The 25,853-nt window shown below is 66.0% G+C and carries 25 protein-coding genes; 8 read left to right on the top strand and 17 right to left on the bottom strand.

Translation table 11 applies throughout. The features are described 5' to 3' along the window. Nucleotides 1-37: 37 nt before the first annotated feature. Both ABD231_RS24080 and ABD231_RS24075 read right to left on the bottom strand, forming a co-directional pair. The gene (locus tag ABD231_RS24080) at nt 38-388 is read right to left on the bottom strand and encodes a hypothetical protein (protein WP_344156155.1); all 351 of its coding nucleotides are present in this window, start codon (nt 386-388) and stop codon (nt 38-40) included. Nucleotides 389-460: 72 nt separating this feature from the next. After that, nucleotides 461-3,232 (bottom strand): AfsR/SARP family transcriptional regulator, encoded by a 2,772-nt coding sequence (locus ABD231_RS24075; protein ID WP_344156152.1) that lies wholly within the window; start codon nt 3,230-3,232, stop codon nt 461-463. A 129-nt stretch (nt 3,233-3,361) separates the two neighbouring features. Here ABD231_RS24075 and ABD231_RS24070 point away from each other — a divergent pair, with 129 nt between their 5' ends. Both ABD231_RS24070 and ABD231_RS24065 read left to right on the top strand, forming a co-directional pair. Next, entirely contained in the window at nt 3,362-4,108 is a 747-nt protein-coding gene (locus tag ABD231_RS24070) for an SDR family oxidoreductase (RefSeq protein WP_344156150.1), read from the top strand. Between the two features lie 60 nt (nt 4,109-4,168). Continuing rightward, on the top strand, nt 4,169-4,858 hold the full coding sequence (locus ABD231_RS24065; protein ID WP_344156148.1) for a GAF and ANTAR domain-containing protein: 690 nt from the start codon (nt 4,169-4,171) through the stop codon (nt 4,856-4,858). Here ABD231_RS24065 and ABD231_RS24060 read toward each other — a convergent pair. Beyond that, nucleotides 4,855-5,565, bottom strand: coding sequence for a GAF and ANTAR domain-containing protein (locus tag ABD231_RS24060; RefSeq protein WP_425554202.1), 711 nt, complete (start codon nt 5,563-5,565; stop codon nt 4,855-4,857). The two genes, ABD231_RS24065 and ABD231_RS24060, sit on opposite strands and share 4 nt — an antisense overlap. A gap of 116 nt (nt 5,566-5,681) precedes the next feature. Here ABD231_RS24060 and ABD231_RS24055 point away from each other — a divergent pair, with 116 nt between their 5' ends. After that, nucleotides 5,682-6,626, top strand: a complete 945-nt coding sequence (locus tag ABD231_RS24055) for a hypothetical protein (RefSeq protein WP_344156144.1) — start codon at nt 5,682-5,684, stop codon at nt 6,624-6,626. On the opposite strand, the gene ABD231_RS24050 is transcribed toward ABD231_RS24055, so the two are convergent. The 4 genes from ABD231_RS24050 to ABD231_RS24035 are packed head-to-tail and all read right to left on the bottom strand — an operon-like array spanning nt 6,599 to nt 11,483. Further along, nucleotides 6,599-7,741: a YibE/F family protein gene (locus ABD231_RS24050; protein ID WP_344156142.1), complete on the bottom strand. Its 1,143-nt coding sequence runs from the start codon at nt 7,739-7,741 to the stop codon at nt 6,599-6,601. The genes ABD231_RS24055 and ABD231_RS24050 overlap by 28 nt on opposite strands. Beyond that, on the bottom strand, nt 7,738-8,670 hold the full coding sequence (locus ABD231_RS24045; RefSeq protein WP_344156139.1) for a TolB family protein: 933 nt from the start codon (nt 8,668-8,670) through the stop codon (nt 7,738-7,740). The genes ABD231_RS24050 and ABD231_RS24045 overlap by 4 nt, the downstream gene beginning before the upstream one ends. Further along, nucleotides 8,667-9,884, bottom strand: coding sequence for an MFS transporter (locus tag ABD231_RS24040; RefSeq protein ID WP_344156136.1), 1,218 nt, complete (start codon nt 9,882-9,884; stop codon nt 8,667-8,669). The genes ABD231_RS24045 and ABD231_RS24040 overlap by 4 nt, the downstream gene beginning before the upstream one ends. Before the next feature lie 18 nt (nt 9,885-9,902). Then, entirely contained in the window at nt 9,903-11,483 is a 1,581-nt protein-coding gene (locus ABD231_RS24035; RefSeq protein ID WP_344156133.1) for a pre-peptidase C-terminal domain-containing protein, read from the bottom strand. A gap of 205 nt (nt 11,484-11,688) precedes the next feature. Between ABD231_RS24035 and ABD231_RS24030 the strand changes: the two genes are divergently transcribed. The 4 genes from ABD231_RS24030 to ABD231_RS24015 all read left to right on the top strand — a co-directional run bounded on the left by ABD231_RS24030 (nt 11,689) and on the right by ABD231_RS24015 (nt 14,198). Continuing rightward, nucleotides 11,689-12,075, top strand: coding sequence for a nuclear transport factor 2 family protein (locus tag ABD231_RS24030; protein ID WP_344156130.1), 387 nt, complete (start codon nt 11,689-11,691; stop codon nt 12,073-12,075). Between the two features lie 90 nt (nt 12,076-12,165). Then, nucleotides 12,166-13,200 (top strand): hypothetical protein, encoded by a 1,035-nt coding sequence (locus ABD231_RS24025; RefSeq protein WP_344156127.1) that lies wholly within the window; start codon nt 12,166-12,168, stop codon nt 13,198-13,200. A gap of 194 nt (nt 13,201-13,394) precedes the next feature. After that, nucleotides 13,395-13,772, top strand: a complete 378-nt coding sequence (locus ABD231_RS24020; protein WP_344156124.1) for a nuclear transport factor 2 family protein — start codon at nt 13,395-13,397, stop codon at nt 13,770-13,772. An 18-nt stretch (nt 13,773-13,790) separates the two neighbouring features. Then, nucleotides 13,791-14,198, top strand: coding sequence for an ester cyclase (locus ABD231_RS24015; RefSeq protein ID WP_344156121.1), 408 nt, complete (start codon nt 13,791-13,793; stop codon nt 14,196-14,198). Here ABD231_RS24015 and ABD231_RS24010 read toward each other — a convergent pair. From ABD231_RS24010 to ABD231_RS23995, 4 genes are read right to left on the bottom strand one after another with little or no spacing between them, the layout of a single operon-like run. Further along, nucleotides 14,195-15,154, bottom strand: a complete 960-nt coding sequence (locus tag ABD231_RS24010) for an isopenicillin N synthase family dioxygenase (RefSeq protein WP_344156118.1) — start codon at nt 15,152-15,154, stop codon at nt 14,195-14,197. The genes ABD231_RS24015 and ABD231_RS24010 overlap by 4 nt on opposite strands. Then, nucleotides 15,151-15,597, bottom strand: coding sequence for a nucleoside deaminase (locus tag ABD231_RS24005; RefSeq protein WP_344156116.1), 447 nt, complete (start codon nt 15,595-15,597; stop codon nt 15,151-15,153). The genes ABD231_RS24010 and ABD231_RS24005 overlap by 4 nt, the downstream gene beginning before the upstream one ends. Beyond that, complete coding sequence (locus ABD231_RS24000; protein ID WP_344156113.1) at nt 15,594-16,991, bottom strand: purine-cytosine permease family protein; 1,398 nt, start codon at nt 16,989-16,991, stop codon at nt 15,594-15,596. The genes ABD231_RS24005 and ABD231_RS24000 overlap by 4 nt, the downstream gene beginning before the upstream one ends. 42 nt (nt 16,992-17,033) lie before the next feature. Beyond that, the gene (locus tag ABD231_RS23995; protein ID WP_344156110.1) at nt 17,034-17,429 is read right to left on the bottom strand and encodes a cupin domain-containing protein; all 396 of its coding nucleotides are present in this window, start codon (nt 17,427-17,429) and stop codon (nt 17,034-17,036) included. A 52-nt stretch (nt 17,430-17,481) separates the two neighbouring features. Here ABD231_RS23995 and ABD231_RS23990 point away from each other — a divergent pair, with 52 nt between their 5' ends. Beyond that, nucleotides 17,482-18,459 carry a GlxA family transcriptional regulator gene (locus tag ABD231_RS23990; protein WP_344156107.1) on the top strand — a complete coding sequence of 326 codons (978 nt, stop codon included), beginning with the start codon at nt 17,482-17,484 and terminating at the stop codon, nt 18,457-18,459. 187 nt (nt 18,460-18,646) lie between these two features. On the opposite strand, the gene ABD231_RS23985 is transcribed toward ABD231_RS23990, so the two are convergent. From ABD231_RS23985 to ABD231_RS23960, 6 genes are all read right to left on the bottom strand, one after another. After that, on the bottom strand, nt 18,647-18,838 hold the full coding sequence (locus ABD231_RS23985; protein ID WP_344156104.1) for a hypothetical protein: 192 nt from the start codon (nt 18,836-18,838) through the stop codon (nt 18,647-18,649). Between the two features lie 47 nt (nt 18,839-18,885). Further along, nucleotides 18,886-19,425, bottom strand: a complete 540-nt coding sequence (locus ABD231_RS23980) for a hypothetical protein (RefSeq protein ID WP_344156101.1) — start codon at nt 19,423-19,425, stop codon at nt 18,886-18,888. 129 nt (nt 19,426-19,554) lie between these two features. Next, nucleotides 19,555-20,223 (bottom strand): YdcF family protein, encoded by a 669-nt coding sequence (locus ABD231_RS23975; RefSeq protein ID WP_344156098.1) that lies wholly within the window; start codon nt 20,221-20,223, stop codon nt 19,555-19,557. A 117-nt stretch (nt 20,224-20,340) separates the two neighbouring features. Continuing rightward, nucleotides 20,341-21,555: a methyltransferase, FxLD system gene (gene fxlM, locus ABD231_RS23970; protein ID WP_344156095.1), complete on the bottom strand. Its 1,215-nt coding sequence runs from the start codon at nt 21,553-21,555 to the stop codon at nt 20,341-20,343. A gap of 83 nt (nt 21,556-21,638) precedes the next feature. Beyond that, nucleotides 21,639-22,796, bottom strand: coding sequence for a lanthionine synthetase C family protein (locus ABD231_RS23965; RefSeq protein ID WP_344156093.1), 1,158 nt, complete (start codon nt 22,794-22,796; stop codon nt 21,639-21,641). Further along, a complete protein-coding gene (locus ABD231_RS23960; RefSeq protein WP_344156091.1) occupies nt 22,793-25,852 on the bottom strand; it encodes a lantibiotic dehydratase in 3,060 nt (1,019 codons plus the stop codon). Before ABD231_RS23960 ends, ABD231_RS23965 begins: the two co-directional genes overlap by 4 nt. Nucleotide 25,853 lies beyond the last annotated feature (1 nt).

The raw sequence follows: 25,853 nt of genomic DNA, 5'->3' as shown, positions 1-25,853 counted from the left end.
AACAGCCTGCACATGCTGACAGAGGAGAGGCCAGAAGTCAGCAGCGCGCGTGGGGACCGCCGGCCGTGCTGGCGACATTGCCGGAGAACACCCAGCCCTTGTAGCCGGACGAGGTGTCCTTCGCGTAGTACCAGAGATTGCCGAACTCGTTGTACTTGTAGCAGAAGATGTTCGCGTGACCGGACTTGTTGACGGATGCGCATTGACCGGCCGGTCCGGTGTGGTACGGCACGGATCCGTCGGTCCACAGGACGCTGTTCGTGTCGCGGTCCGGGAAGGACTGGCTGCAGTCGATGGCGTGGGCCGCGCCCATGTTGACGACCGCAAGTGACGAGCCCACCAGAGCAGCCCCCGCGAGTACGCGGCCTGCCGATGCCAGTTTGATCATGTCGCTCTCCTGTTCTGTGCCGTTGCTTCGGTGCGACGACTCAAACAGCAGGCGCTTGGGAAAAGCTTCGACTTACCTTGAGGCCCCCATCCGCTCAGCAAGAGCGCTACGGGCCTGTACGGCGGCCGGTCCGGCAAAGCCGGCGAGTGTGTCGAGGGCCTGTCGCCAGGTACGGCGAGCGGCGGCGTGATCACCGGCCGACTCCAGTGCGTCGCCGAGGTGCGCGAGGGTATCGGCCACGAAATGCTGGTCACCGGCGTCTCTCCAGGCCGCAACCGCATGTCGATAGGCGTCAACGGCATCGCGGTGATCGCCCGTCTGGTGGTACGCGTAGCCGAGGCTGTCCCAGGCGGCCCCTTGGCCTCTGTCGCTGCCGATCTCGGTGGCGATCGCGATCGCCGCCTGACAGGCGGACACAGCCTCGTCGTACTCGCCGAGCAGTGCGCTGAACCAGCCAACCTGGTTCAGCGAACCTCCACGGCCGGCCGCGTTGCCAAGACGCGTGTGGAGTTCGCAGGCTTCCTGGGCGTGCCGCCTGGCTGCTGCGTAGTCGAGTTGGTGTTCATGGAGCGCGGCCATCAGTTGGTGGCACTGCGCCTCGCTGACCGGATCACCACTGTCACGGGCGATCTCGAGGGCGGCTTCGAGATGACAGCTCGCGTCCGCGTACCGGCCCAGGCCGATGCAGGCCCTGCCCATCCCCAGACGGGCCATGATCACCGCCGCCCGGTCCCCGAGCCGCTCCGCAGCCGACAGCGCGAGGTCCTCGACCGTGATCCACTCGTCGAACAACTTCCGCTGCCACAGGGATGTCCCGAACGTGTCACTGAGCTGGACCACAGCCGCGTCGAGGCCCGTCGTCGCGGCGAACTGGACGATCCTCAGCAGGATCGGGCGTTCTGCGGCGAACCAGGCCACGGCCGCCTCGATGTCGGCCGGTTCATCGGGCCGCACGCCAGGCTGAACGGGCGGCGGTACCAGAGGAGGCGGAGTGCGATGTGGGGTCAACGACCGCTCGCTCGTGTACGAGCCCCACAGGTAGTGGTCCAGCATGCGGCGGGCGGCGGCTGGGCGGTCGGGGTCGGACTCCGCGAGGCCGGCGGCGTAGACGCGGACGAGGTCGTGCATGCCGTAGCGGCCGTTCTGCGCGGTCACCAGATGAGCCGCCTCTAGCTGGCGTAAGGCGATGTGTACCTCGGCGTTGCCGGTGAGGCTTGCGGCCGCGGTCAGGGAGATGTCCGGGCCCGGATGCAGCCCGAGCAGCCGAAAGGTCCGCTGGGCTTCCGGTTCGAGGGCGTCGTACGACGAATCGAACACGACTCGGATCGTCGTCCTCGGATCGTCGGTGTCGAAGGCATCCAGTCGACCCTGGATGGTCGCCATCTGGTCTGCCAGCTCGGCCAGTGGTTGCGTGGGGTATCGGGCTGCGCGACCGGCGACCACGGCGAGTGCCAGTGGCAGGCCGCCACAAGGGCGGAGGAGGTTGTCGACTGCGGTCGGTTCGGCTGCGAGTCGTTCCTCGGTCAGGCGGGCTTGCAGTAGGGCCCGGGCGTCGGCTGCAGCGAGCAGGTCGAGGCAGATCGGCTCGGCGCCGCGCTCGGCGACCAGACCGGTCAACGCGTTGCGGCTGGTGACCAGCACCAGGCAGCCGCCGGCACCCGGCAACATCGGGCGGACCTGCTCGGCATCGCGCGCGTTGTCCAACAGCACCAGCACGCGCCGGCCGGCCACCAGGCTGCGGAACAAGGCGGCCCGCGCCTCCAAGCCGGGCGGAATGTCCTGCGGCGGTTGTCCGAGTGCATCCAGCACACCGCGGACGGCCTCGCTGGGCGGCATCGGCGTACCGAGAGGGTCGAAGCCGCGGAGATTCAAGTAGAGCTGTCCATCGGGAAAACGCCCGGCCACCTGATGCGCCCAGTGCACTGCCAGCGTCGTCTTGCCGATACCGCCGGGGCCGGTGATCGCCGCAACCACGGCCGCGCCTTCGGCGCCGACTCCCACCGTGTCGGCCAGCTCGTCGAGCCGCTTCAGGTGCTCCACCCGACCGACGAAGGGCCGCGCGACCGCAGGCAGTTGGCGCGGTACGGCGGCAGTGGTATCGCGGCGCGGTTCCGCCAACCGGGCCGGTGGGCTGCGGAGCAAGGTCGTATGCAGATCGCTGAGTTCGTGCCCGGGCTCCACACCGAGCTCATCCGCCAGCCGCTCCCGCAGTCCTGCGTAGTGGTCGAGGGCCTCGGCCCGTCGCCCGGCGAGCGTCAGCGCACTCAGCACGTACCCGGCGAGCGGCTCCGACAACGGGTAGTCCTCGGTCAGCGCGAGCAGTTCGTCCGCGATCAGGTCGAGGCTCCCCGCCCGTTCCCGGTGTCGAGCGAGCCCTAGCCACCCGGCGAGCCGTTCCTGGCTTAGCGTTGCCCGAAAGCTGTCCACCCAGTCGCCCGACAGATCAGCCAGCGGCCGACCTCGCCACAACGCGAGCGCTTCGTCGAGCAATTCGATCGCGCCCGACTGATCGGATTCCTTCGCGGCCCGCACCCGATCGCGGAACCTCGCCACATCTACATCGGCTGCCGCGACATCGCAGAGGTAGCCGCCAGATCGCCGTACGATCTCGATGCCGGCCGGCTCGAGCACCTTGCGGAGCTTGCTCAGGTACGGATACAGCGTCGCGGCCGGACGGCCGGGCAGCTCCTGCCCCCAGACCCGATCCATCAGCACCTCGACCGGCACCAGGGTTCCAGGAGATGCGGCCAGCACCGCAAGGACCAGCCGGGGCTTGGCGGAGCCGATCTCCAGCCGCGCGTCGCCGACCTGTACCTCAACCGGACCGAGCAGCCGAATCTCCAATGACGCCTCCAACGCCGGGTCTGCAATTTACCGCGTGCCGGGGCCGCGGCTGGTGAGCTGGGACACAGTTGGTCACAGAGTCTGCGGGGGATCCGTCAGCAGATCAGAGACGATCGCTGAGGAGTGATGATGACGATTCTGGTGACTGGTGGGACGGGGACGCTCGGCAGGTTGGTGGTTCCGCAACTGACGGCGGCCGGGTACGACGTGCGTGTGCTGAGCCGGCGTGGGGGCGTGAACGCGGACGGGGTCGAGCACGTGCGGGGCGATCTGCTGGTGGACGGCGGACTGGATGTCAGCGGGATCGACACCGTGGTTCATCTGGCCGGTGGTGCGAAGGGGGATGCGCTGGCGGCGGGGAATCTGGCGCGGGCGGCTGCGGCGGCGGGGGTTCGGCATCTGGTGCATATCTCGGTGATTGGGGCCGACACGATGCCGATTGGGTACTTCCGGGAGAAGCTGGGGGCTGAGCAGGCGGTGCGGGCGTCCGGGGTGCCGTGGACGATTCTTCGGGCGGCTCAGTTCAACAGCCTTACTTACGCGGTTGCGCAGAAGATGGGTGGGCTGCCGGTGGTGCCGGTGCCGGGTGGGTTGCGGTTTCAGCCGGTTGACGAGCGGGACGTGGCTGACCGGATCGCGGAACTGGCCATGGGTGAGCCGGCAGGCGCCGTACCGGATCTGGCGGGGCCGACCGTCTATGGCATGGGCGAGCTGGTTGACGGCTACCTCCAGAGCCACGGCAAGCGCCGGCTGCACCTGCCGATTCGGATGCCGGGCAAGGTGGGTCGGGCCTATCGCGCGGCGGAGAATCTGAGCCTGGTCGGCGCCACCACCGGCACACGTACTTGGGCGGACTACCTCGCCGAGAAGTCGTAGGATGGTCTAGGCCGCTCCAGAAAGTGGGTTGCCGGAAGAACGGAGTTACGGGAGCACGGCATGCCCCAACACAACTCGTCCGCGGAAGCGTTCGGGAGACTGGCTACCGAGCTGCAGGCCGCTGACGGCCTCGAGTTGACGATCGACGGGATCGTCCAGTTCGCTCTGACTGCAGTCTGGTGCAAGTACGCGTCGGTGGTGCTGATCGGTCCGAACCGGCAGCCGCAGGTGATGGCTATGACGGACCCTCGGCTGACCAAGCTCGACGAAGCGGTGATCGAGGCCGACGACGGGCCGCTGCTGACGGTGATCCGGGAGAACGTCGCGGTGCTCGTTCCGGATATCGCGAACGACTGCCGGTGGCCGGCTGCCTGGTCCGACGCATTGATTGCCGAAGGCATCCACTCGGCCATTCATCTGCCGTTGCCGATCGGCGGCCGGGCGCGGGCCGTGATGAGCCTGTACAGCGACGTACCGAACGGGTTCGGCGCCGATGAGCTGGCGGTGGCCCAGATCCTGGCCGACCACGCGACGGTCGCCATCGCCGGCGCCCGTCGGGAGGTCGACCTGTCCCTCGCGGCGGATGCGCGGAACCTCGTCGGCCAGGCGATGGGCATCCTGATGGAGCGCTACGACCTGGACCACGAGCAGGCGTTCGCAGTCCTGAAACGCTACTCCCAGGACAACAACCGCAAACTCCACGACGTCGCCCGCGAACTGATCGACACCCGGGTACTGCGGAAGTCCTAAGACCGCGAATCCGGTAGTTGGCGGGTCTTGATGAGGTGTACGGCGACATCGCGCAGCTTGGTATTCGTGTCCTGGGAATAGCGTTTCAGGATCGCGAAGGCTCGGTCGGCGTCGAGGTCGTACCGCTCCATCAGGATCCCCATCGCCTGCCCGACCAACTTGCGCGCATCGATCGCCACACTCAGGCCCTGCTCCTTGCGAGCAGTCGCAACAGCCACCGACGCGTGCCGCGCCAGAATCGCCGCGATCGCCTGGTCGTCAGCAGCAAAAGCATCCGGCTCCACGCTGTACAACCCCAGTACGCCGACCGTCCCGCTCGCCGTCGTCAACGGTACGTCGAGGACACTGCGCACCCCGAGTGACAGCACCTTCGCCGACCAGTCGGGCCAACGCGTATCCACGGCGGTGTCGCGCACGAGAACCGTCCGGTGCTCGCGCATCGACTCGATCAGCGGACCGGCTCGCAGTTCCATCTGCCACTCGTAGATCTGCCGAACCACCGGATCGGTCACCGCCGGCACCTCAGGCCGACCGCGCACACTCAACGCAACCCCGGCATGCGAGCACGTCAACGCCTGCAAAGAGAACTCGACAACCGCCTGCACCGTCTCGGTCAACCCTCGAGACTCGTGAAGCTCCAACGCAAGCGCCGCAAAGTGGTCCGCCTGCACTTTTCGATACGACGTATCGATGTCACCAATTGCCATCTGCACTCCAGCAAAGACGTGTCTCCACTACCTCTGCTGGATTCCTAACAGCGGCTCCTCTACAGCCTTACACGACAACGCCCGCAGCGCCAGCCCGGATCCGTTACGGTGGGCTCGTGGTTGTGGACGGGCGCGATGGTGACCGCGTGCGGTTGGATGAGGTGCTTGCCAGCGGTCCGTTCAGTCTTGCGTTGAAGTTGGCGATCCGGGGTAGTGGGCTGAGTCTTGATCGGTTGCAGCACAAGCTGGAAGAGCGTGGGACTCGGGTCAGCAAGACGGCGTTGAGTTACTGGCAGCATGGGCGGACGCGGCCGGAGCGGCCGGAGTCGTTGCGGGCTTTGGCGGCTGTTGAGCAGGTGTTGGGGCTTGAGGCGGGGGCGTTGTCGTCGCTGTTGGGGCCGCCGCGGCCTCGAGGGCGGTGGTTGGCGCAGCAGCCGAATTCTTTGCGGCTGGATGAGGCTTGGGCTCGGCCGGATGGATTGTCGCGTGCACTGCAGCGGATGGGGACGAGTCTGGATGCGCTGCATCGGCTCACCAAGGTGGGCGTGCACATCACCAGCACTGTTGGGTCGAACCACAAAATGCTCGAGTCCAGCTATCTGGTCGTGGTTCGCGCGGCGCAAGACGTCGATCGGTACGTCGGTGCGTTCCGGACCGACGCCGGGATGGTCGAGCCGCTGCGGATCGAGGACACTGTCGGCTGCCGGTTGGGCCGGCTGCGCGATGATGCGGCCACTGGGTTCTGCACGTATGAGCTGTTGCTGGAGCGGCCGTTGCGGGCGGGCGAGCTGACGGTGTTGCGGTACACACTGCGGTCGGTGACGGCGGAGATCGACGCGTATCAGTCGCATCGGGCCGCGCCCGGGCTGCTGGATTTCTCGATTCAGGTGCGCTTCGATCCGTCCTGCCTCCCGGTGAGGGTCTACCGCACGCACCGGCTGTCGATCGCGGACAGCGAGCCGAAGGAGACCGAGCTGTGGCTCGGTGCGTCGCACACGGCCCAGCTGGTCGAGGTGAACCCGTCGCCGGGGATCTACCGGGTCGCGTGGGCTTGGGACTGACCCACCGCGGCGGCCGCAAGAGCGGTGGTCAACGGTACGGCGGCGATGATCCCGAGGCTGCCGACCAGCCCGTTGACGATCTGCGTGGCCACGGTCTCCAGCGACACGACGTACGCGTCCGGGGTGCCCGTGATGGCGAACAGCATCAGCAGCGGTAGGGCCGCACCGGCATAGGCCAGCACGAGCGTGTTGACCACGGATGCGACATGCGAGCGGCCGATCCGCAGCCCCGCCGCGAACAGCTCACGCCGCCTCGCAGAAGGGTTAGCCGCTGACAGTTCCCACACCGCCGCGGTCTGGGTGACAGTCACATCGTCCAGTACGCCGAGGGCTCCGATCACCAGCCCCGCCACCACCAGCGACTGCAGGTTGACCCCGCCGGGAACGTACGACGCCACCTCGGACGCGCCATTGCCGTCCAATCCGCTGATCCGGCTACCCCGCACGAACAGTTCGCCGAGACCGGCGGTCAGCACCAGAGCACCCGCCGTACCGGCCATCGAGATCGCGGTCTGCACGTTCGGACCGTGGGTCAGCAGCAACGTGACGCCCATGATCACGAACGATCCGACGACGGCGACCAGCAACGGATCGCCTCCTGTCAGGATCGCGGGCATCACGAACTGGGTCAGCACCACGGCAGTGACGGCCAGCGCGCCAAGAGCGGCCAAACCGCGCCAGCGCGATAAGGCGATCACCGCGGCGGCGAAGATCCCGACGAGCAGCAACAACGGGCGGCCGCGGTCCTGGTCGACGTACTTGTATCGCTCGTCGGCACCGGCCTCCGGAATGACCTGCATGAGGATCCGGTTGCCGGGCTGGACGCGTGGGACCAGCGGGTGCTTGACCACGCGCGCGTCGACCTCGGTGCCGGTGCCCTCGCCGGCGGTCACCTTGACTCGGGCGCGGTCGCATTCGTCGGGCCGTTCTGCACAAGGGGCGATGGACAGTACGACGCCGCGCGCTTTCGCAGTCTCCAGCGCGTCGACCTGCACCGCATGGCTGGGCCAGAGCAGGGCGACGCCGACCCCGGCCGCGACCAGCAACGGCGCCAGGATCGCGCCGAGGAGGATCCGCACCCGTCGCGCAACAGCTACCTCGGCACCGTGACTCATAGCGGCGCTGGCGATGAGCCGGACAGCAGCCGGTACGGCGAACCTGTCCCATCCGCCGGCACTGTGAAGATGGCCGGTCCCGCACCGTCATTCTTGCCATAGGCAATGGTCTTGTCGTCCAACCAGGTCGCCTGGTCGTCGAGGTGCGCGGTCTCGGCGAGCGCGTGGTCCGCACCGCTGGCGAGGTCAAGGACGTGCAGCCGCCACTGATCACCGGTGCGGAACTTGTAGACGATCCGAGTCTGGTCAGGCGACACCGACGGGCACTCGACGTTCTCCCGAACGCTCGTCAGTCGCCGACTGGAGAGGTCGCCGCGCATCAACCAGGTCCGCCCCTTGCTCGCCATCGTGGCGTAGAACGTCGAGTCCTTCAGGAAGGTCACGCCCCAGAAGTTGACGTCCGGCGAGCTGTACCGCTTGCCGTCGACGTACGTCGTGAAGTCCTCCAACGACCCGTATTGCGTGCCGCTGCTCAAGTCGAAGATTCCTGCCGTGGTCGAGAACGCGCCCTGCCGCATGTAGCTGTCACCAGCGCGGAACACCGTCCATCCCAACAACCGACCGTCCCGCGAAACGCGCACCCGGCTCGGATCTCCCCAGACCGGCAAACTCTTGGCCAGCTCGCCGTTGCGATAGACCTCGAGCTCGGCCGACATCGGTACGCCGGTAGTCCGCAAGCACCCGAGTATTCCCGCCCCGGCGTAGACCCGGTGGCATGACGGGCCCGAGCCGATCACCTGGTCGGGGTGGTCGCGAGCCACCTGCCGGACGGTACTGGTTCGGTCGACGTACAGGAGGGTGCCGGTGCGCGAAAGATCGAGCGGCGCCGCGGTCGGCTCGTCGGCCGCACTCGCCCGCCAGCCGACATAACCGATGCCAGCAGCAACGAACAACGCGATCAACGCAACCCCTGTGACGATTCGGCTCATGTGCGACCTCGCCTAGCCAGGAGAACCCCGGCCACCAGCAACACCGCGAACACACCAAAGGCCGACCGCGCACCGGCCGCCGCCGTCGCGATCCCGAACGCCAGCGCCCCAACCGCCCGCGCCAAGGCCTGTGCAGTCTGTACGACGGCCAGCCCGGTGGCACGCAGTTCCGCCGGAATCAGCGGACCCGCGCTGGCCATCAGCACGCCGTCACTCGCGGCGTAGAACAAGCCGTGCAGCAGGAGTACACCGCCCGCGACGACCCAGCCCTCGATACCGCCCGCGACCAGCACGTACGCGCCCGCCAGAAGGACGTGCGCGGCCAGAAACATCCGCCATCGACCGACCCGGTCGGCGAATCGGCCGAGCGGAATCGCCGCCAGCATGAAGGTTCCGGCGGTTCCGAGTGGCAGCAGCGGCAACACCTCGTTGGGCAAACCCGCCTGGCGCTGCAGGGCGACGTACAAGAACATGTCGCCGACGGTCAGCAGACCGAGCAACGCCGCGGCGAGCACCAGCGAGCGGACGCCCGGCCGCAGTGCGACCCGCAGGCCCGCGCGCAGGCTGGTCGCAGCGCGTTGAGCAGCGGCTCGGCGGGGCTGGCGGACGAAGAACACCAGAACCAGTACGCCGATCGCGCCGAGGCAGAAGCTCACTGCGAACACCGAGTCGTACCCGCCCGGCAGCAGCGCGAGCAGGCCGAAGGCGAGCAGCGGCCCGAGCAGCGCGCCCGCGGTGTCGAGCGCGCGATGGACCCCGAAGGCGCGACCTAGATCGGCGGTCGGCGTGGCCAAGGTGATCATCGCGTCGCGGGGCGCAGTTCGGACGCCTTTGCCTGCCCGGTCGATCGCGACACAGGTGCTGATACCGGCGAGCGATCCACCGGCCAGCGGGAACCCGAGTCGGGTCAGCGCAGAGACGCCGTACCCGGCGATGGCGACCGCCTTCGGCCGGTTCAGCCGGTCGGCGGCGTAACCGCCTGCGAGCCGCAGCAGCGCGGTCGCGCCGGTGTAGAGACTGTCCAGCGCACCCAGTTGCAGGTAGCCCAGGCCGAGCCCGTAGATCAGGTACATCGGCAGCACCGCGGTGATCATCTCCGCGGAGGCGTCGGTCACGAAGCTGACGATGCCCAAGGCAACGACCGTGACCGGGACCCGGCCGCGCCGGAGACCGCCATCGACGGTTCCGGCGCGGGCCGTGTCCGCGGCTCGCATCGAAGAAAGGTACATCGGCTACGAGTGACTGCCGGTGAGACTCAGACCGGAGAAGGCGGCGTACCCGCGGATCATCACGTAGTACGTGCCGGCCTGGGCGGTCGTGATCGTGCAGGTCTCGTCGTTCCCGTCCTTGTACGGTCGGCAGTCGTAGCTCGACGTGGTCGGCTCCGAACCGAACTTCACGTACAGGTCCGCGTCACCCGATCCACCCGCCGTCACAAACTTCAGGTTCGTGGCGCCGGCCGGGACTGCCATCGTGTACTTCAGCACCGCACCCTGTGCACCTGACAGACCCGTCACCGGCACCCCGTTGCTGAGCACGTTGCCACTACTGCCCGTCTTTGCGTGGCAGTTGCTGGTTACGGTGTCGGTGAAGGTGCGGCCCGCAACCGGGACGAAGTCGGCCGTGTAGCTGGTGCTGTTCAGGGTCAGCTTCGCGACGCCGAAGGTGTTGTAGTTGCTCTTCTCGATGGTCGCCGCGGTGCTGCCGCCGGATCCGTAGAGCGCCCGTCCACCGGTGCCGACGAGGAGTTGGCGGATGCCGTTGGCGGTGTCCTTGGTGCCGTCCGGCTTGGACTGCGCGAAGCGGATGTAGTTGTGGTCGTGTCCACTCAGCACCAGGTCCGCGTGGTAGTCGTACAGCGCCTGGAAGAACGGCTTCAGGGACGAATCGTCGCTGTAGTTCCCGGCGGCGAAACGCGAGTGGTGCCAGTAGGCCGCCGTACAGGGCTTGGTGCTGGCGGCGAGGTCGTTGCGCAGCCAGACCTCCTGCGCGCTACCGGCCGACTTGGAGATGTTGGAGTTCAGCGCGACGAAGTGCCAGTCGCCGATGTCCCAGGAGTAGTAGCCCTTGCCGGACTGACCGGCCGCGGAACCGAAGTAGCTGAAGTACCCGGAGGCGCCGCTGGTCCCGTACTCGTGGTTGCCGGGCGTCGGGTGCGTGATGCTCTTATAGGCACCCCACTCGGGGTGGTAGTTGTTGTTGTACTCCGACAGTGTGCCGCTCTCGTAGGCGTTGTCGCCCGCGGTGTAGACGGCGTCGGGGTTGATACTGTCGAGCAGATCACGGGTCTGGTTGCAGGCGGAACCGCAGATGTCACCGGCACCCGCCACCGTGACCGTTGCCAAGGACAACGGTTGCGTTCCGGACTGGTACGCATCGATCGAGTAGCTGCTGGCCGGGTCCGCGAGCTTCGGTGTCACGGTCACGCAACTGCCGGAGAACGCCTTGGTGTGAAAGGCTTTGCCCTGCCAGTTGGTCGCGGTCAACCTGGTGGAATCGCCGGTCGCACCGGACACCACGAGCGAGTCGGTACCACGAAGATCCAGCTTCGCGACGCGGACCCGCAACCACTTCGCGCCCGCTGGCGCACAGACCTGACCGGCAGAGGTCGTGAGAGCCTTCCCGGTGCTGGCACCCTTCTCGGCGACCTGCTGACGCTCGTTCGCTTCGCCGATGAGCGGGGCGGCGGCCGGCGGACCATCACCTTCGGCTGCGGACGCAACCGCCGTACTGATCGCGGCAGCGACCAAGAGACCATCTGCAGTCACGGCAGCCAGGGTTGCGCGGCTGTACGTCGTACGGAATCGGACCATGGTTGTCACACACCTCGGGGCGGAGGAGGGGGCGGAGTAACGCTCTGAGACAGCAAGGTAGCGGCCTGCCAACCAGGATCAAGACCACGTCGTTGGCCATCAGATGTTCAGTGAATGAACGCCGCTGCTGACTACCCTGATCGAGCGGTGGGTACGGCGAATTCACCCAGCCGAAACGGATTGTTCCGTGTATTGAGGGGACTTGATGATGGAGACGAGCGAAGCGCAGGTGGTCGCGGCGGCCGAGGCGCGAGCCGCGGCGCTGGCGGCCGGGGACGCGGTGGCGCTGGAAGCCTGGTTGCATCCGCAGTTCAGGTGGACCTCGCACGTCGGCGACAGTTTCGATCGGGACAGCTACCTCGCGAGCAACACCGGCGGTTCGCTGAAATGGGCCGCACAGACGTTGGCCGACATCGAGGTGACGGTCGTGGGTGATGCCGCCGTACTGCGGTGTGTTGTGAGCGACCGGGTGGATGCCGGGCAGGGGCCCGAGGAGTTCCGGATGCCGATGACGCAGACCTGGGTCCGGAACGGGGACGGGTGGCGATGCCTGGCCGGTCACGCCGGTCCTCGGATGACCGTCGCCGACTGACCGGGTACTGGTCTACTCGGAGCGCCTGATCGTGCAACCTTGCGGCATGGCGTTGGCGCCGCGGGGTGGCTGGGCGGCATTCTCGGTTGTATGCATAGAACTCTCGCGGCCCTTCTTGTGGTGCCGGCCCTCGGTCTGCCGATGAGCGTCGCGCAGGCTGCTGAGGCACCGGCGATGACGGTGAAGTTGAGCCGGGCCGATGTCGCGGTCTCGTCGCTCAACACCGTGCCGGTCACCGTCACGGTCGAGGGGTCCTTTGCGGACCTTGGGTCCGACAACGAGGTCTTTGTCCAGTTCAAGCGGGTTGCCGGGACTGGACCGCTCAAGGAGTTCTCGTCGATGCCGCTCGCGTTGGTGGAAGGTGACGGGACACCTGGCGTCTGGAAGGGCACGGTGAACGTGCCGTCCACGGCCAATGGGGCCGTCGAGGCGACCACGGTGGACGCGTTCGAATTCGTCGAAGGCGAACCGGCCAGCTTCCCGGCGCCCGTTGCGGATCCGCCGCGGCTGACAGTGAACGGCGTACACATCCCGAAGGTTGTGTCGCTGTTGACGCCGAAGGTGGTCCCGTACGGCAAGCCCTGGTCGGTGCGCTACACCGTCCTCGACTCACAGACCGGCAAGCCGTACGGCACCCGGCTGAAGCTGCTGTTCGGGTACGAGGAACGGTGTCTCGAGAACAGCCCCGGAGAGTCCGTCCTGAGCGATACCAGCGGCAACTTTGTCCGGGCTTTCCCGCCGGACAAGTACGGCGACTGGACCAGCTGCCTGGAGATCCCCGGCAAGCCGACCAAGATTGCCTACCTGAAAACCCGCGTCAAGCGCCCCGCCGCCATCTCCGCCACGCCGTCGAAGACCAGTGCTCCCGTCGGCACCATCGTCCCGGTGAACGGGACCGTTTTCGACGGCTCCGGCTGCCAGGTCCAGCTGCAACGCCTGTACGGCGCCACCGCGTGGCGGGTCGTCGGCTCCGGAAAGGTCCGTGAGAGCGAGCGGTTCACGCTGAACGCACAGCCGCCGTACAAGGGCACCATCTACTACCGCGCCTACCTCCCCGCCTCCGCCTTCTGCACCCCCGACAAGGTCCCCGGCCCGAGCAACGTCTTCACCATCCGCGGTACCTGACTCCGCTGGGGCTTGACTGCGGCGCACGGTGGGGCGAGCGTGGGAACTGGAGATGCTCGCCGAGGGCGCGGCATTGTGGGGTCACGGCGCCTACTTGCGCGCCTGGAGGTGACCGGGGTGGTCGAGGGCGGGTTCCTGCCCCCTGGTCGACAGTAGGACCGGGACTGCTATCGCAGACCTGAGGGGGTAGTGCGATGGGGGAATTGGCGACGGCTTTCATGGAGATCATGACGGCGTTCGACCGTCAGGATTTCGCGGCGCTGCGGACGATGCTGGCGCCGGACGGGCAAGGGGTCGACGAGATCACGCGGCGGTGGCTGCGCGACGCCGACGAGATCGGGGCGTACTTCGACCAGCTCGCGGGCTCGGTCGACGACGTCAGTACGACGGTGTCGGACCTCGAGGAGCGAACGTGGGGCGAGGTCGGCCTGGTGACCTGCTGGCTGGACCAGTCCTACACGCTCGATGGTGAGCCGCAGAAGGTCTCAGCACCGACCTCGGTCGTGCTGCGGCGCGTCGACGGCGAATGGCGGGCGGCGCTGATCCACAGCGTTCCGCTGCCGGAGAACTGAAGAGCAGGGGGAAACATCATGTCGATAGAGCTTCACCAGGCGGCACACGAGGCGATGAGCAATGAGGGTGCCGAGCAGGCGTCGGCTTACTTCGCGCCGGACATCGTCTACACCGACGAGGCGCGCGGTCTCACGATGAAGGACAAGGCCGAGACCACCGGCTGGCTGACCGAGTGGAAGACCGCGTTCTCCGACGCCCGCGTGGCGGACGCGACGTACCTGGAGGCGGGCGACTGGACCATCGCGCGCTTCACGGCGCGTGGCACGAACGACGGCCCGTTCGGCGAGCTCCCGCCCACCGGCAAAGAACTGGCCACACCCTTCTGCGAGCTGCTGCGGTGGAGCGACGGCAAGTGCGTCGAAGGCGCGATCTACTACGACACCACCACGATGATGGTCCAGCTCGGCCACATGCCGCCGCCCTAGCCCACGGTGATGGCGTCCAGGCGTTGTTTGATGAAGGCGGCTGTGGTGACTGGGTTCAGGTTTGTTGCCTTACCGATCGGAGGTTCCAGCGGCGTGACTACCGCGTCGTGGTTGGCCTCGTAGAAGTAGATCAGGGAGACCAGGTCCTCTTCGGGCGCGTGCGGTTGTGGGGGAAGCACGCGGTGGCGCCCGGACGGCCAGCGGCGGCCGGTCCAATGTTCCAGGAGATCGCCGATGTTGACCGTCAGGGCGCCTGGCTCCCATGGGGCGTCGGCCCAGCCGCCTTCTTCTGAATAGACCTGCAGGCCACCGGCACCGGGCTCTCGGTCCAGGACAGTGACGGTCCCGAAGTCGGTGTGCGCACCGATGCGGAACTGTCCTGGCTCGGGCTCCCCCACCACGCTCACCGGCGGGTAGTGGTTGATGTTCATCGTCCAGGTCGGGTGATCGGCCAACATGACGAACGGGTTGTTCGGCAGACCGAGTGCGTGCGCGAACAGCGCCAGCAGATCATCGGACAGCCGGCGCATCGCTGCGGTGTACTCGTTCACCAGCGTCTGCAGGGAAGGAACCTCGGACGGCCAGACGTTAGGCGCGAACCAGACGCGGTCGACCTCCGGGTCGCCGGTCGTGGTCTCGGCTCCCAGGCTGTAGCTCTCCTTGAGATCCGGCGGGCTTTCGGTGCCTTCGACGAGGGCGTTTGCTTCCGCGCCGGGGCCGAGCCAGCCGTGTCCGCCGACCGGCACTTCGTACCGCGCCTTGACGTCGTCGGGCAGCGCGAAGAACTCGCGACTGGCGGCCCGGACCCGCGCAGCCAGGTCGGTATCGACGCCATGTCCGGTGACGAGGATGAACCCGGCTCGCTGCAGACCCGCGTCGACTTCCGCCGCAACCGCGTCGGCTTCGGCACCGCCGGCGTACCAGCGGGAGATGTCAATGGTGGCAATCGCGTTCATTCGGAAACCCCGATATCTTCGTTCCACAGTGCCGGATTCGCGGCAATGAACTCGGTCATCATCGTCACACACCGCGGATCGTCGAGCAGTGTCACCGTGACGCCGTACTCGGCCAGCCAGTCCTGGCCGCCGTCGAACGTCCGGTTCTCGCCGATGACCACCGCACCGATACCGAACTGGCGGATCAGACCGCTGCAATACCAGCACGGCGACAGCGTCGTCACCATCACAGTCGACCGGTAGTCGCGCTGACGGCCGGCGTTGCGGAAGGCATCCGTCTCACCGTGCACCGACGGATCGTCGTTCTGCACGCGTCGGTTGTGACCGCTCCCCAGCAGCACGCCATCCGAGGTGAACAGCGCCGCCCCGATCGGAATCCCGCCCTCGGCCAACCCCTTCTGAGCCTCTGCGATGGCGACGTCGAGCATCTCCTCGGGAGTCATACCAGCACCTCCCGGTTGATCCTCGCGCGGCACAGCAGCAGATAGCCGCCACCCGCGAGCAGGAATCCGACGAAGAAGGTGATGTCCCCGATCCCGGGAATCGCCTTCGAGACAAGACCGGTGAACCGCTCCTGGTTGGAGAACAACAGCACCGATCCGGCCAAGCCGACGAGGAACGAGAGCAGACCACCCCAGTTCGCGTACGACCGGTCGTACAGGAGTCCGGCGATCGCCTGTTCCCTTCTGAGGTATTGATCGGCAAGCACCACGCCGAGCCAGGGCCCGACCCAGTAGGCGATGATCAACAGGAAGGTCTCGTAGCTAGCGGCCGCGTCGGGCAACGCCCACCACGCAACGAGAAAGCCGGCGATCCCGAAGAACACCGTGACCAGCGCGCGGGCGATGTGCCCCGGCAGCTTCACCCCGATCGTCACGAAGGCCATCGCGCCGGAGTAGATGTTGATCGAGTTGGCAGCGATCGCCCCGATCGCGATGGCCAGCAGCGTGGCCTTGGCAATCGGCGAGGCCAACTCACCGGTGAATGCCTCAGTCGGGTTCTCGGACAGCGCCGGCCCGATCGTCACCGACGCAGCGCCAACCAACTCCAGCGCCACGCACGACACGAACAGCCCAGCCGCTGCGAACAACCCGGTACGGCGACCCGACACCGTGGATGGCAAATAGCGGGTGTAGTCGGCGGCGTACGGTGTCCAACCCGCGGCGTACCCGAACGCCGTACCGACTGTCAGCAAGAATCCGCCGAGAGAACCATTACCCACAAGGGGTTCCAGCGCGGGCGCACCGAGGTGCGACTTCGTCAGGATGGCGATCGAGGCGACGGCGAAGATCACCGCCAGCACCGGAAACGCGTACCGCTCGAACGCCTGCACCAGGTTGTGCCCGGCGAACGCGAGCGCCGTCTGGGTTAGCACGATAATGACCAGCCCCAGCAACGGACCGATGCCGAACAACGCAGCCAGCGCATACGCGCCACTGACGCTGTTCGTCGCGAACCAGCCCACGCCCGCAGTGATCGACATCAGCACAGCCGGCACCGCATTGCCCTTGAACCCGAACGCCAACCGCCCCGACACCATCTGCGGAACCCCGTGCCGCGGACCACGCGCTGAGAGGAAGTAATGGGCCACCGCACCCAGGCCGGTACCGAGCACGACGCCACCGAGCGCTTGCCAGAAGCTCATCCCGTAAACGGCTACGGACAGTACGCCGACAAAGATCGTCGCGAACTCGAGGTTCGGCGAGGTCCAGGTCCAGAACAACTGGCTGGGCCTGCCGTGCCGGTCCTCATCGGCGATGACCTCGTTCCCGCCGGGCTCGACGGCGAACGTGCGATCCCGGTACGTGCCATCCGTCGTCGGCTCAGCCCCAGTCATTCAAGGATTGTGTCCCGCGCTGATCGCGCCCGCAACGGATTCCTAAGACATCTCCCCTAGGGGCAAACCCGTGTGGGTCTTGATGTGATCCGGGATTGCCTCATGCCGATCCCCGGTGGTCGGAATCCCAGCAGGCTCGATCACCACAATCGAGGCACCGTCCTCGGAGAACGGCCGATGCTCGACCCCCTTCGGAACGACGAACACCGAACCCGCAGGCAGAATGACCGTCCGCTCCTCGGGATCGCGTAGCCCGATCCCGAGTTCGCCTTCGAGGACCAGGAAGAACTCGTCAGTCGTCTCGTGCAGGTGCCAGACATAGGACCCGGCCACCTTCGTCACCCGCACGTCGTAGTCGTTGATCCGAGCCACGATCCGCGGGCTCCACAGATCATCGAAGGTCTTCAGTACGGCGTGCAGGTCCACTGGCTGATTCATTCCGTCAGCCTGACCGCTACGTCTCTTGTGTAGTGAGTGCTAGAAATGGCACATGCCGAAAGAATCCTCGCACCGAGTCGTGGTGATCGTCGACGAAGGCTCCAACCCCTTCGAGCTAGGCGTAGCCACCGAGCTCTTCGGCCTACGCCGCCCCGAACTCAACATCCCCTGGTACGACCTCGCCCTCTGCACCCCGACCCCTTCCGTGGAAATGCACCTCGGCTTCTTCACCCTGAGCGGCGTCGGCGACCTGTCCGAGGTCGACACCGCCGACACCGTCATCGTCCCGAACCGCCCGGACCCCGAGGCGCCGGTCGATCCCGCCGTACTAGCCGCCGTACGCCGGGCTGCCGCGCGCGGGACTCGCCTGGTCAGCTTCTGCACCGGCGCCTTCACCCTCGCCGCAGCCGGCGTACTAGACGGCCGCCAAGCCACCACCCACTGGCAATGGGCTCAGTTGTTCGAGCAGATGTTCCCGTCCGTCGACCTGCAACCCGACGTCCTTTTCGTTGCCGACAACAACGTCTACACCGCAGCCGGCAGCGCCGCCGCCCTAGACCTAGGCCTCCACCTCATCCGCACCGACCACGGCGCCGAAATCGCGAACGCAGTAAGCCGCCGCCTAGTCTTCACCGCCCACCGAGAAGGCGGCCAACGCCAATTCATAGACCACCCCGTCCCCACCACCCCCGACACCTCCCTAGCCCCACTACTCGCCTGGGCCCGCACCCAACTAGCCCACCCACTAACCGTCACCGACCTAGCCAACCAAGCAGCCGTAAGCCCAGCCACCCTCCACCGCCGCTTCCAATCCGAACTAGGCACCACCCCACTAGCCTGGCTAACCACCGAACGAGTAGCCCTAGCCTGCCGCCTCCTAGAACGAGGCACCCCCGGCCTAGACCGAGTCGCCCGCCAATCCGGCCTAGGCACCCCCACCAACCTGCGCCTCCAACTAAAACGCACCACCGGCTTAACCCCCACCACCTACCGCCGCCGCTTCAGCCTCGCCGCCCACGGAATGAAGTAAGAAGAGACCTTCCCCCGCGTGCTACGCAGTCACTCCTTCGTCGCGCCCGCTACGCGCGCACCCACCCACCCTTAGTTCTCCTCCGGGCTACCGCCCGGCATCTGCGGGCTACCGCCCGCGCCCAACCACCGGGGTCGGCGTCCATTCGCCAGATACCCGCTGCCGCGCCCATGTCCTCCAACCCGTGTCAGGTAGAGGCAGCGGAGACGACGACCTCGTCGATCGCACCAACGGTCGTCTTGCTCTGGCGCGTGAAACGCTCGGCGAGCTCGCAGCGATCGCCATCACGCTGCACCTCGAAGGCAGCAAGATCGCACATGCGGATACGTCGATCGCGACCGCCACTGTCGGGCAGCTCGTACAGGTGGGTACGACTCATACCGAGCTGATCAGCTGCCTCGTTCGGCGTGAGCCCACTTGGACCGTTCACAGAAGGTTCAGACCAGCCAGTGGGCCCTCCGACGTGTCACCGCAGCTCTCAGCCCAGTCCCTGGCGACGAAGATCGCCCGGCTCAACAAGTGATCGCCGGCACGCTGAGTCGAGAGAACCAGGCCCAGCTCATCGAAAGCCGGGTCCCCACATTGATTGATCCGGAACTCCAGGCCAAGGCCTTCGTGGTTGTCGAAGAACCAACCGGCCACCTCAGATGGAGGCCGACCGATCAACTCGACCTCGTCGAGAAACCTGACGCGAGGACCAATCAGAGCATCAACCGCAACGGCTTTGAGCCGCCCAGTCTCGGCATCGTAAAGCGTCTTCACACCGTTCCTCGAGAACCGCGCGTTTTTCACGTAGCTGTTGTATTGCCCGTAGCTGCTCGGCTGTTCGTCGAGAGCCTTCTCGACGTCACCCTGATCCATCCCTCCGCCCAGGAGCAGAGGTCCAACCCGCAGCAAGGGAACAAGATCCCAGACTTCGCGATCGTTGTCCGGCTTGGGTCGTGGCCACCACGATCCGTGGGACATCACCATCTCCTTCGCACTCTACTTCGCCCGGTTCTACGGTTCGTATTCGTGTTCACCGTTCCTCTTTCGTCTTGCGCCAACCGATGACGGCTCGTCAATGGGCGCCGATGAAACTCCGCGGTCTGGTGGTCACCCAGGGCCAGGCCCGATCAGCCGGCTGATGTACCCAGCGGCGACCAAACGCTCGTACGCATGGCGCACCTCTCCCGGCACGTCCTGCTCGACCGCAAAGCCAAGAGCCGGATATTCGATCACCCGCTGCAGATCACCCACGAGCATGTCGATCACAAGCACCGGATCTCCGATCCCATCAACGTAGTCAGCAAAAGCGACCGGCTCCGACCTGCAGATGACCTCAACCTCAGGCCACACCTTCCGACAGGTAGCAAACGCCCTGCGCTCCATGTAGGGCTTGCAGATCAGCAACACTGACTCGACGGATACAGCCGAGTCAGCCAGCAAGTCACGAGTGAAAGCAAGGTTCTGCCCCGTGTTCGTCGCCCGCGACTCAACCAACACCGCAGACTCCGGCACACCCAACGCGACCGCATGTTCGCGATAGTGGATCGCCTCACCCCGAGGAAACCGAGCGGTTGTCGTCCGGCTGTTCGCTCCGGTGAAGACAAGCGCGGGAAACAAGTCCCGCTCGTAAAGCTCAGCAGCCAACGTCGCGACCCCTAGGTCATGACTCCCTAGACCAATGCCCACATCCACGGCATGCAGATCGTGATGCATCAGGTGGTAGTCCCAAATCATCTGGGCGTCCTCGAACTGCTCGTCCGTCGGACTCTTCTCCACTGGCTGATATCCCTCTCCAACTTCGTCGTGTGATCTACCGAGAGACGCACGATGCTCTAGTGCCATCCGACATCGTCGCGAGCGCAACGGGCATTGGCTGAGCCTATGGATAACCTCTCAGCTCACGCTGATCATGAGCCGAGATGTGGTCTTCTCGATGACCTGCCCGAAGAAGATGTCCGAGTCGAACTTGAAGGCCGAGTTGGGTGTGCCGGCCGGATACAGGCGTAGGGCCGGGAGTGCTTCGCGGTCCTTGTTCCAGGCCTTGGTCTCGTCGCAGAGCTGTCCAGCCAGGGCGTGACCGTAGGGCCCGTGGCCAATCGCGCCCAGTTCGTGGGTGCCATCGCCGGCCTTCCGGATGGCGAGGTACGCGAGGCTGTCATCCTCCGCCAGTGCAGGGCTGCGGACGGCGATGGCGGGCGTGCATAGCTTCGCCTCGACCGCTGCTTTGTCGGTGGCGATACGACAGGTCCTTGAGTCCGTCCCGCTGATGCGCAACCAAATGCCATCGAAGGAGTCGTATGGTCCGACTGTCACTCCGGACCACGCCACCTCCTTTGGCTGGTCGAGGACACCACTCAGTTTCTCGGTGTCGATCGTCTGGTCGATGTCCCAGAACAGCGTGACGAGGTCGCCCGTGTCGATTGTGCCGCTGCGCTCGCCTTCCTGCCCGAGCATGGGCACGAAGCCGCACAGGTCCATCGAGTCCGACACGAGAGCGTCACCGTCGCGTACGAAGGCGACGCTGCGGGTTTGTCCGCGCCAGCGCAGTGGCACGACCAGGCGGCCCCCAGGGGCCAACTGCTGCCAGAACTCCGGCGTCAGGTCCCAAGCGCCAACGGTAAAGATGATCCGGTCGTACGGGGCGTTCTCGGCCGCGGCGAGCGAACCATCGCGGGTGATGACGTCGACGTGCTCGTTACCGGTGGCGTCGAGCCCTCGGCGGGCGCCAGCGGTGACCTCAGCATCGATGTCGACAGTGGTGACAGCCCCGCCAGGGCCGGTCAACTGTGCCAGCAGGGCTGCGTTGTAGCCGGTGCCTGCGCCGATTTCGAGGATGCGGTTGCCGGGCTGGACCTGGAGCTGGTCGAGCATCATGGCGACGATCGTGGGCACGGAGGCGCAGCTCAGCGCCGAGCCATCGCTGGCGCTCTTGGTGATAACTGCGATGTCGGCGTATGCGTCTTCGATGCTGGCTTCGGGGACGAACTTGTGCCGCGGGACGGAGCGCATCGTCTGTTCCACTGCCGGGCTTGTGGCATGGCCGGCCGCCTTGACATTGTCGACCATGGCCGCGCGCAAGGTCTCCGGTGAGTTCGTGATGGTGTTCATTGGTTCCTTTCGTGAAGCCCGGGCCTCTGATGGGCGGCGGGCTGATCGTAATTGGGCGGACGGACAGTTCTCGGAGACGACAGTTAGCCGCTCAGGAGCAGGCAGGCGTCCCATACGGACTCAACGGCTGACGCAACAGAGACTTGGACAAGGCGGACACCGCTACTGCCTTCCAGCAGCTCCGCGCGTCCCTGCGATTCGTCAGCGCGTACTAGTTCGTTCAGCCGGAGAACCAGCTCAGGAAGCGCAGAGACGAGCGGGCTATCGGGGCCGGCGTCCGCGGTGACACGTCTGGTCGCCTGCGTGAGCCCAGCCCACCCGTGGCACAGGGACGTGTCACTGAGTTGGGCGAGTTGAGAGGCGTCGGTGATGCATCCATGTAGTACCGACTCGGCAAGGTGCTGGCGCTCGGTGTCATTCAGCGCGATGCCTGCCAGTTGCTGAGCTCGGGCGATGCCAGGTGTGCCGTAGCACCACGAGGGCCGCTGAGGACCTAGATGGCCCAGCCGCTTCGACTCGAACTCATGTGTCGTGATCGTCCCGGGCCACCAGGCCGCCTCTCCGTCGCCTTGCTGCCAGCGGTCGAGCCACGAGCAGATGGCATGTATCGCATCGAGCTGTCCGGCGACCTGGATGCCGTGCCTCGCGGCTAAAGCCATCAGGGCGAGGGGCCCCGAGATGCCGTGTGCGACGCCGAAGTTGCCGTGCCCACCCGGCCAGTGGCCCGAGGGGAGATCTGCGGTGTCGTTGGCGGTCCACCACCCCGGTAGACCGTCGCTGGTCAGCGGTTGGCAGAGGCGGACGAGGTAGTGCAGCACCTCAGTGAGGACGTCATCACCGCAGCGCCGACGGAGCTGATAGACGCCAAGACCAGTCAACCCGCTGAGCAAGTCGAACTCGCGAAGATGCGGCGGCAAACCGCTGTCGATGCGTTGATGTCCTTGTCGGACTCGTTCCCGGGTGAGTTTGTCGATGTAGCTGTCGAGGGTGCTGAGAGCAGGTTCGTATGCTGCCTGTTCGGCTGACGCGAGCACATAGGCAATCGCGGGCGCGCCTTGGAACAGACCGCTCGTGGCGTGTGCGGAGATGGGCGCGGCACTCATCCGCATGACGTGCTCGTGCGCTTTCGGCCAACTGCCTTCGCCAGCCCGCGCCTGCTCAATGCAAAACAGCGCCTGACCAGCGGCGCCGCGCCCCAACGACTGCCGAGCTGCATCCGATACAAGTTGCTGCATGGTCATCGGGGCACCCTCGTCGGTTGTGCGCTCCAGGCAACCGCGGCCTGGCGGGCCAGGCGACGAACCACCGCTTCGCCCTCGCGGTCGATCCCCATCGCGCGGTTGTGGTGCATGTGCAGGAGCGATTCGAGAACGTCGTTGGTCCGAGCTGCATCTGGTAGCTGCTCGCGGTAGGCCTCCAGCGCCTCCGCACGCCTCTTCCATGCACTACTCAGTTCACCGTTCCACCGCGGCACGCTGAACGGCAGACCGCTCCGGGCGAACCTGACCACCAGATGGGTGAGAATCCGATCTGCGCGTGCAGCGAGCGGCGGCGGGTTGCTTGTGAGCCACGTGCAAGCCGAAGCCATGTCGCCAAAGAAGCCCTCGAGCATGCCGAGCATGTTCACCGCGGCTAACGCGGCGGGATCGATGACAGTGGCTGGTAGGTGATGCAGCTGGGCGGCCACCAGCTGCGAGTCTGCAACGAAGACGGTCTCGGCTGCGGTTATTGCAGCCGGGCCGCCGTATCGACCGGTCTCGGGATAGTAGGTATCCACTACCAGGCGCCCGATCTTACCCTCGTCTCGCAGTTGCTCAGCCCACGAACCTGTTGCTATGAGCAACCGTGTGATCTGGATCTGGCCTCTCACCCTCAGGCGTAGTCGCAGGTGATCGGTCTCGCGCGGGCTGCGGTATCGCGCAAACCAGTAGTCAGGTTCGGCGATCTCACCGAGCAGTCGCGGGAGCTCGGTAGTGATCACGGCGTTCATCTGGTCGGGGTGCGAGTGAAGTTTGAGGAAGAGCCATCTTGAGTCAGCGGAACCAGCCAACTGTCCGTGGTTGCGACTTGTGACCACGCCGCTTGTCGCTGCCGCAGGTGGAGGAACCGGCGGCCGAGTGGTCTCCAGGGGCATGGCAATGTCGTGTGCGTAGCCGCCGATCCAGCCGAAGTCGCCAGCTTGGGCGGTCTCGGTAAGGGTGACGAAGCCATGCTGTATGAGCTGGCCCCGCACGATGGCCGCGTGGGCTGGTTCGGTCAGTGTGAGGGGGAGCGACCGGTCAGCGTCCTGCAGCTCCACCGTCACCGGGCAGCCCCATCGTGCGCGCCACTCTTCAAGCGATGCGCGCCAAGTCGATTCGTCAGCGGGCGACGACAAGGCCGTGGCGTCCAATCGCCACGTGGCCGGTGACAGGATCGATCGGCGATAGCGCACCCGTGGCAGGTAGGGCAGCTGCTGAGTGGCAGGGCCCCAATCGAAGCGATGCCAGGATGCGCCGATGCTCTGGGACAGATGGGCCAGCAGACGCGCGATCGGTGGTGCCTGCTTCTCGATCGCCAGCGCGTGGAAGGACTGCGGTTCGATGACTCGTCGCCGAGAGATGCTGACGAGGTAAAGGTTGTCGCGGGTGGCGGTCACCGCGAGATCGTCGAGTGGAATCGTGTCGCCGTCCTCCGTGCGGTGCTCGCCGAGCGACACGATGTGCGGGAGGTAGGCCGGTACGCGGCTGATGTTCTCCGCGTGGGTGAACGTCGGCGGATACGACAGCTGGACTGGCAATGCCCCGTCGACGCCGGTCGGGACGCCTCGGTAGGCATCCTGCAGGCCGGCCTCTGGCACCAAGTACGCCAACCGCGAGGTGAACGTCCCGGCTGAACGCCCTGGGCGGACCACCAAGGTGTAGTCTCCGCGATCAAGTGCATCGGTCGACGCGGCTCGAATCTGCGCGGTCACTTCTGCATGCGGTGGGATCGACCGCTCGACCGTTGGGTCACCCACTGCCAGACTCTGAATGATCTGATCGGTCAGGACAATCTCAGGACTGTTGTCGGCCATGGCACCCCAGGCCAAGGCGAGCAGCCGCTCGTCGTGCTCCGTAGGGCCGATGGAGTTCGTGGTCGCCGTGCTCCCGGGATAGGTAGCGGGAAGCCCGATGCCCATCTCAGGGTTGACGACGTCGCCGAGCGGCACCGCAGTATTGATGCCGTAGCGGTCACAGAAGGCTATGTAGTAGTCGCGCCAAATCGCAGATCCGGTCGGTTGACGAGTGAGTCGCATCAGCGCAGTGGCCGCGTAGCTCGCCTCGACGGCAACGTGCTCGGGTATCTGTACATCGCAGTTCAGGCGAAGGTCAGCCGAGAGCGGTGTCCGGCCAGCCAATGACAGTCGACGCATCCGCATCGCAAGTTCCGCACGGATAGCTTCCTTCGCCTCGTCGCTTGAGTCCAGATGGTTGTGGCGTTCGATGCCCGCCGCGATCACCCCGAGGTCTTCAAGGGTCGTTGCGAGGCCCGCAGCCGGTTCGGGCTCGATCTCGTGCAACCGCTGGATGACATACGTCAGGGGATCAGTGACCGTCATCGGTGCGCGAAGGCTCGTGATCAAGAACCCCTGTTTCACCAGACTGGCGGCGAGGTCCCGGATCTTTAACCTAGGCACACCTTCGAACTGTCCGCTGAGCTTGTTGATCAAAGCAACGAACTGAATCGGCGACTGACAGAGATCTTGGACAGCTTGGACTGGTCGAGTACGACGAATCAGTACCCGCGACGTCCCCTGAGGTACGGCGATGTCGTCTCCTCGCTTGGCCGCGAGATTGTTGAAGACGACTTCGAGGTGATCGAGGAGGCCGGGCTCCCGCTCCAACCGATCGATCACGTCCTCGAGCCATTGAGTGTCTGCCCGGATGAATGCTCGATGCTCCGCTCCCCAGTGTGCGGAGCTGCGTGCGCCGATACTGACCGGTGCGACACCAGCGAAGAGGCCAAATTGCATCTGGCGACCGGTGAGCCGGAGGATGTACCGGACGACGGACAGCGCTGCCCGTCGGATCTGCTTGTCCGAGAGATCGGCGCCGGCGTCAATGGCATCGGCCCGCTTGGCCAGCCCGTAGCTGGCCTGCCGAATTGCGGCCGCAAGACGCTGATCGGACCAGGCTTCCCGCAGCCAGGAACGACAATCGTCGATGTCGCTCAGGTCAGGCCAGCGAGCAGGCCGATCCTGTGCGGACGCCGCGGCTGCTCGGAGCAGACCAACCCCGCTGTGGCGGTACAGAAGCTTGCTGTCGTCGTTGCCCATC

The organism is Kribbella yunnanensis (genome assembly GCF_039529655.1).
In the GTDB taxonomy this organism is placed as follows: Bacteria; Actinomycetota; Actinomycetes; order Propionibacteriales; family Kribbellaceae; genus Kribbella; species Kribbella yunnanensis.
Note: the sequence above shows the minus strand (reverse complement) of the source record. Positions and strands in the feature narration are given on the sequence as shown.

Bases quoted from the DNA above. Each gene is read 5' to 3' on its own strand.
- ABD231_RS24080 (WP_344156155.1), bottom strand. From the start codon at position 388: ATGATCAAACTGGCATCGGCAGGCCGCGTACTCGCGGGGGCTGCTCTG.
- ABD231_RS24070 (WP_344156150.1), top strand. From the start codon at position 3,362: ATGACGATTCTGGTGACTGGTGGGACGGGGACGCTCGGCAGGTTGGTG.
- ABD231_RS24065 (WP_344156148.1), top strand. From the start codon at position 4,169: ATGCCCCAACACAACTCGTCCGCGGAAGCGTTCGGGAGACTGGCTACC.
- ABD231_RS24060 (WP_425554202.1), bottom strand. From the start codon at position 5,565: ATGGCAATTGGTGACATCGATACGTCGTATCGAAAAGTGCAGGCGGAC.
- ABD231_RS24050 (WP_344156142.1), bottom strand. From the start codon at position 7,741: ATGAGTCACGGTGCCGAGGTAGCTGTTGCGCGACGGGTGCGGATCCTC.
- ABD231_RS24045 (WP_344156139.1), bottom strand. From the start codon at position 8,670: ATGAGCCGAATCGTCACAGGGGTTGCGTTGATCGCGTTGTTCGTTGCT.
- ABD231_RS24040 (WP_344156136.1), bottom strand. From the start codon at position 9,884: ATGCGAGCCGCGGACACGGCCCGCGCCGGAACCGTCGATGGCGGTCTC.
- ABD231_RS24035 (WP_344156133.1), bottom strand. From the start codon at position 11,483: ATGGTCCGATTCCGTACGACGTACAGCCGCGCAACCCTGGCTGCCGTG.
- ABD231_RS24030 (WP_344156130.1), top strand. From the start codon at position 11,689: ATGATGGAGACGAGCGAAGCGCAGGTGGTCGCGGCGGCCGAGGCGCGA.
- ABD231_RS24025 (WP_344156127.1), top strand. From the start codon at position 12,166: ATGCATAGAACTCTCGCGGCCCTTCTTGTGGTGCCGGCCCTCGGTCTG.
- ABD231_RS24020 (WP_344156124.1), top strand. From the start codon at position 13,395: ATGGGGGAATTGGCGACGGCTTTCATGGAGATCATGACGGCGTTCGAC.
- ABD231_RS24015 (WP_344156121.1), top strand. From the start codon at position 13,791: ATGTCGATAGAGCTTCACCAGGCGGCACACGAGGCGATGAGCAATGAG.
- ABD231_RS24010 (WP_344156118.1), bottom strand. From the start codon at position 15,154: ATGAACGCGATTGCCACCATTGACATCTCCCGCTGGTACGCCGGCGGT.
- ABD231_RS24005 (WP_344156116.1), bottom strand. From the start codon at position 15,597: ATGACTCCCGAGGAGATGCTCGACGTCGCCATCGCAGAGGCTCAGAAG.
- ABD231_RS24000 (WP_344156113.1), bottom strand. From the start codon at position 16,991: ATGACTGGGGCTGAGCCGACGACGGATGGCACGTACCGGGATCGCACG.
- ABD231_RS23995 (WP_344156110.1), bottom strand. From the start codon at position 17,429: ATGAATCAGCCAGTGGACCTGCACGCCGTACTGAAGACCTTCGATGAT.
- ABD231_RS23990 (WP_344156107.1), top strand. From the start codon at position 17,482: ATGCCGAAAGAATCCTCGCACCGAGTCGTGGTGATCGTCGACGAAGGC.
- ABD231_RS23985 (WP_344156104.1), bottom strand. From the start codon at position 18,838: ATGAGTCGTACCCACCTGTACGAGCTGCCCGACAGTGGCGGTCGCGAT.
- ABD231_RS23980 (WP_344156101.1), bottom strand. From the start codon at position 19,425: ATGTCCCACGGATCGTGGTGGCCACGACCCAAGCCGGACAACGATCGC.
- fxlM (WP_344156095.1), bottom strand. From the start codon at position 21,555: ATGAACACCATCACGAACTCACCGGAGACCTTGCGCGCGGCCATGGTC.
- ABD231_RS23965 (WP_344156093.1), bottom strand. From the start codon at position 22,796: ATGACCATGCAGCAACTTGTATCGGATGCAGCTCGGCAGTCGTTGGGG.
- ABD231_RS23960 (WP_344156091.1), bottom strand. From the start codon at position 25,852: ATGGGCAACGACGACAGCAAGCTTCTGTACCGCCACAGCGGGGTTGGT.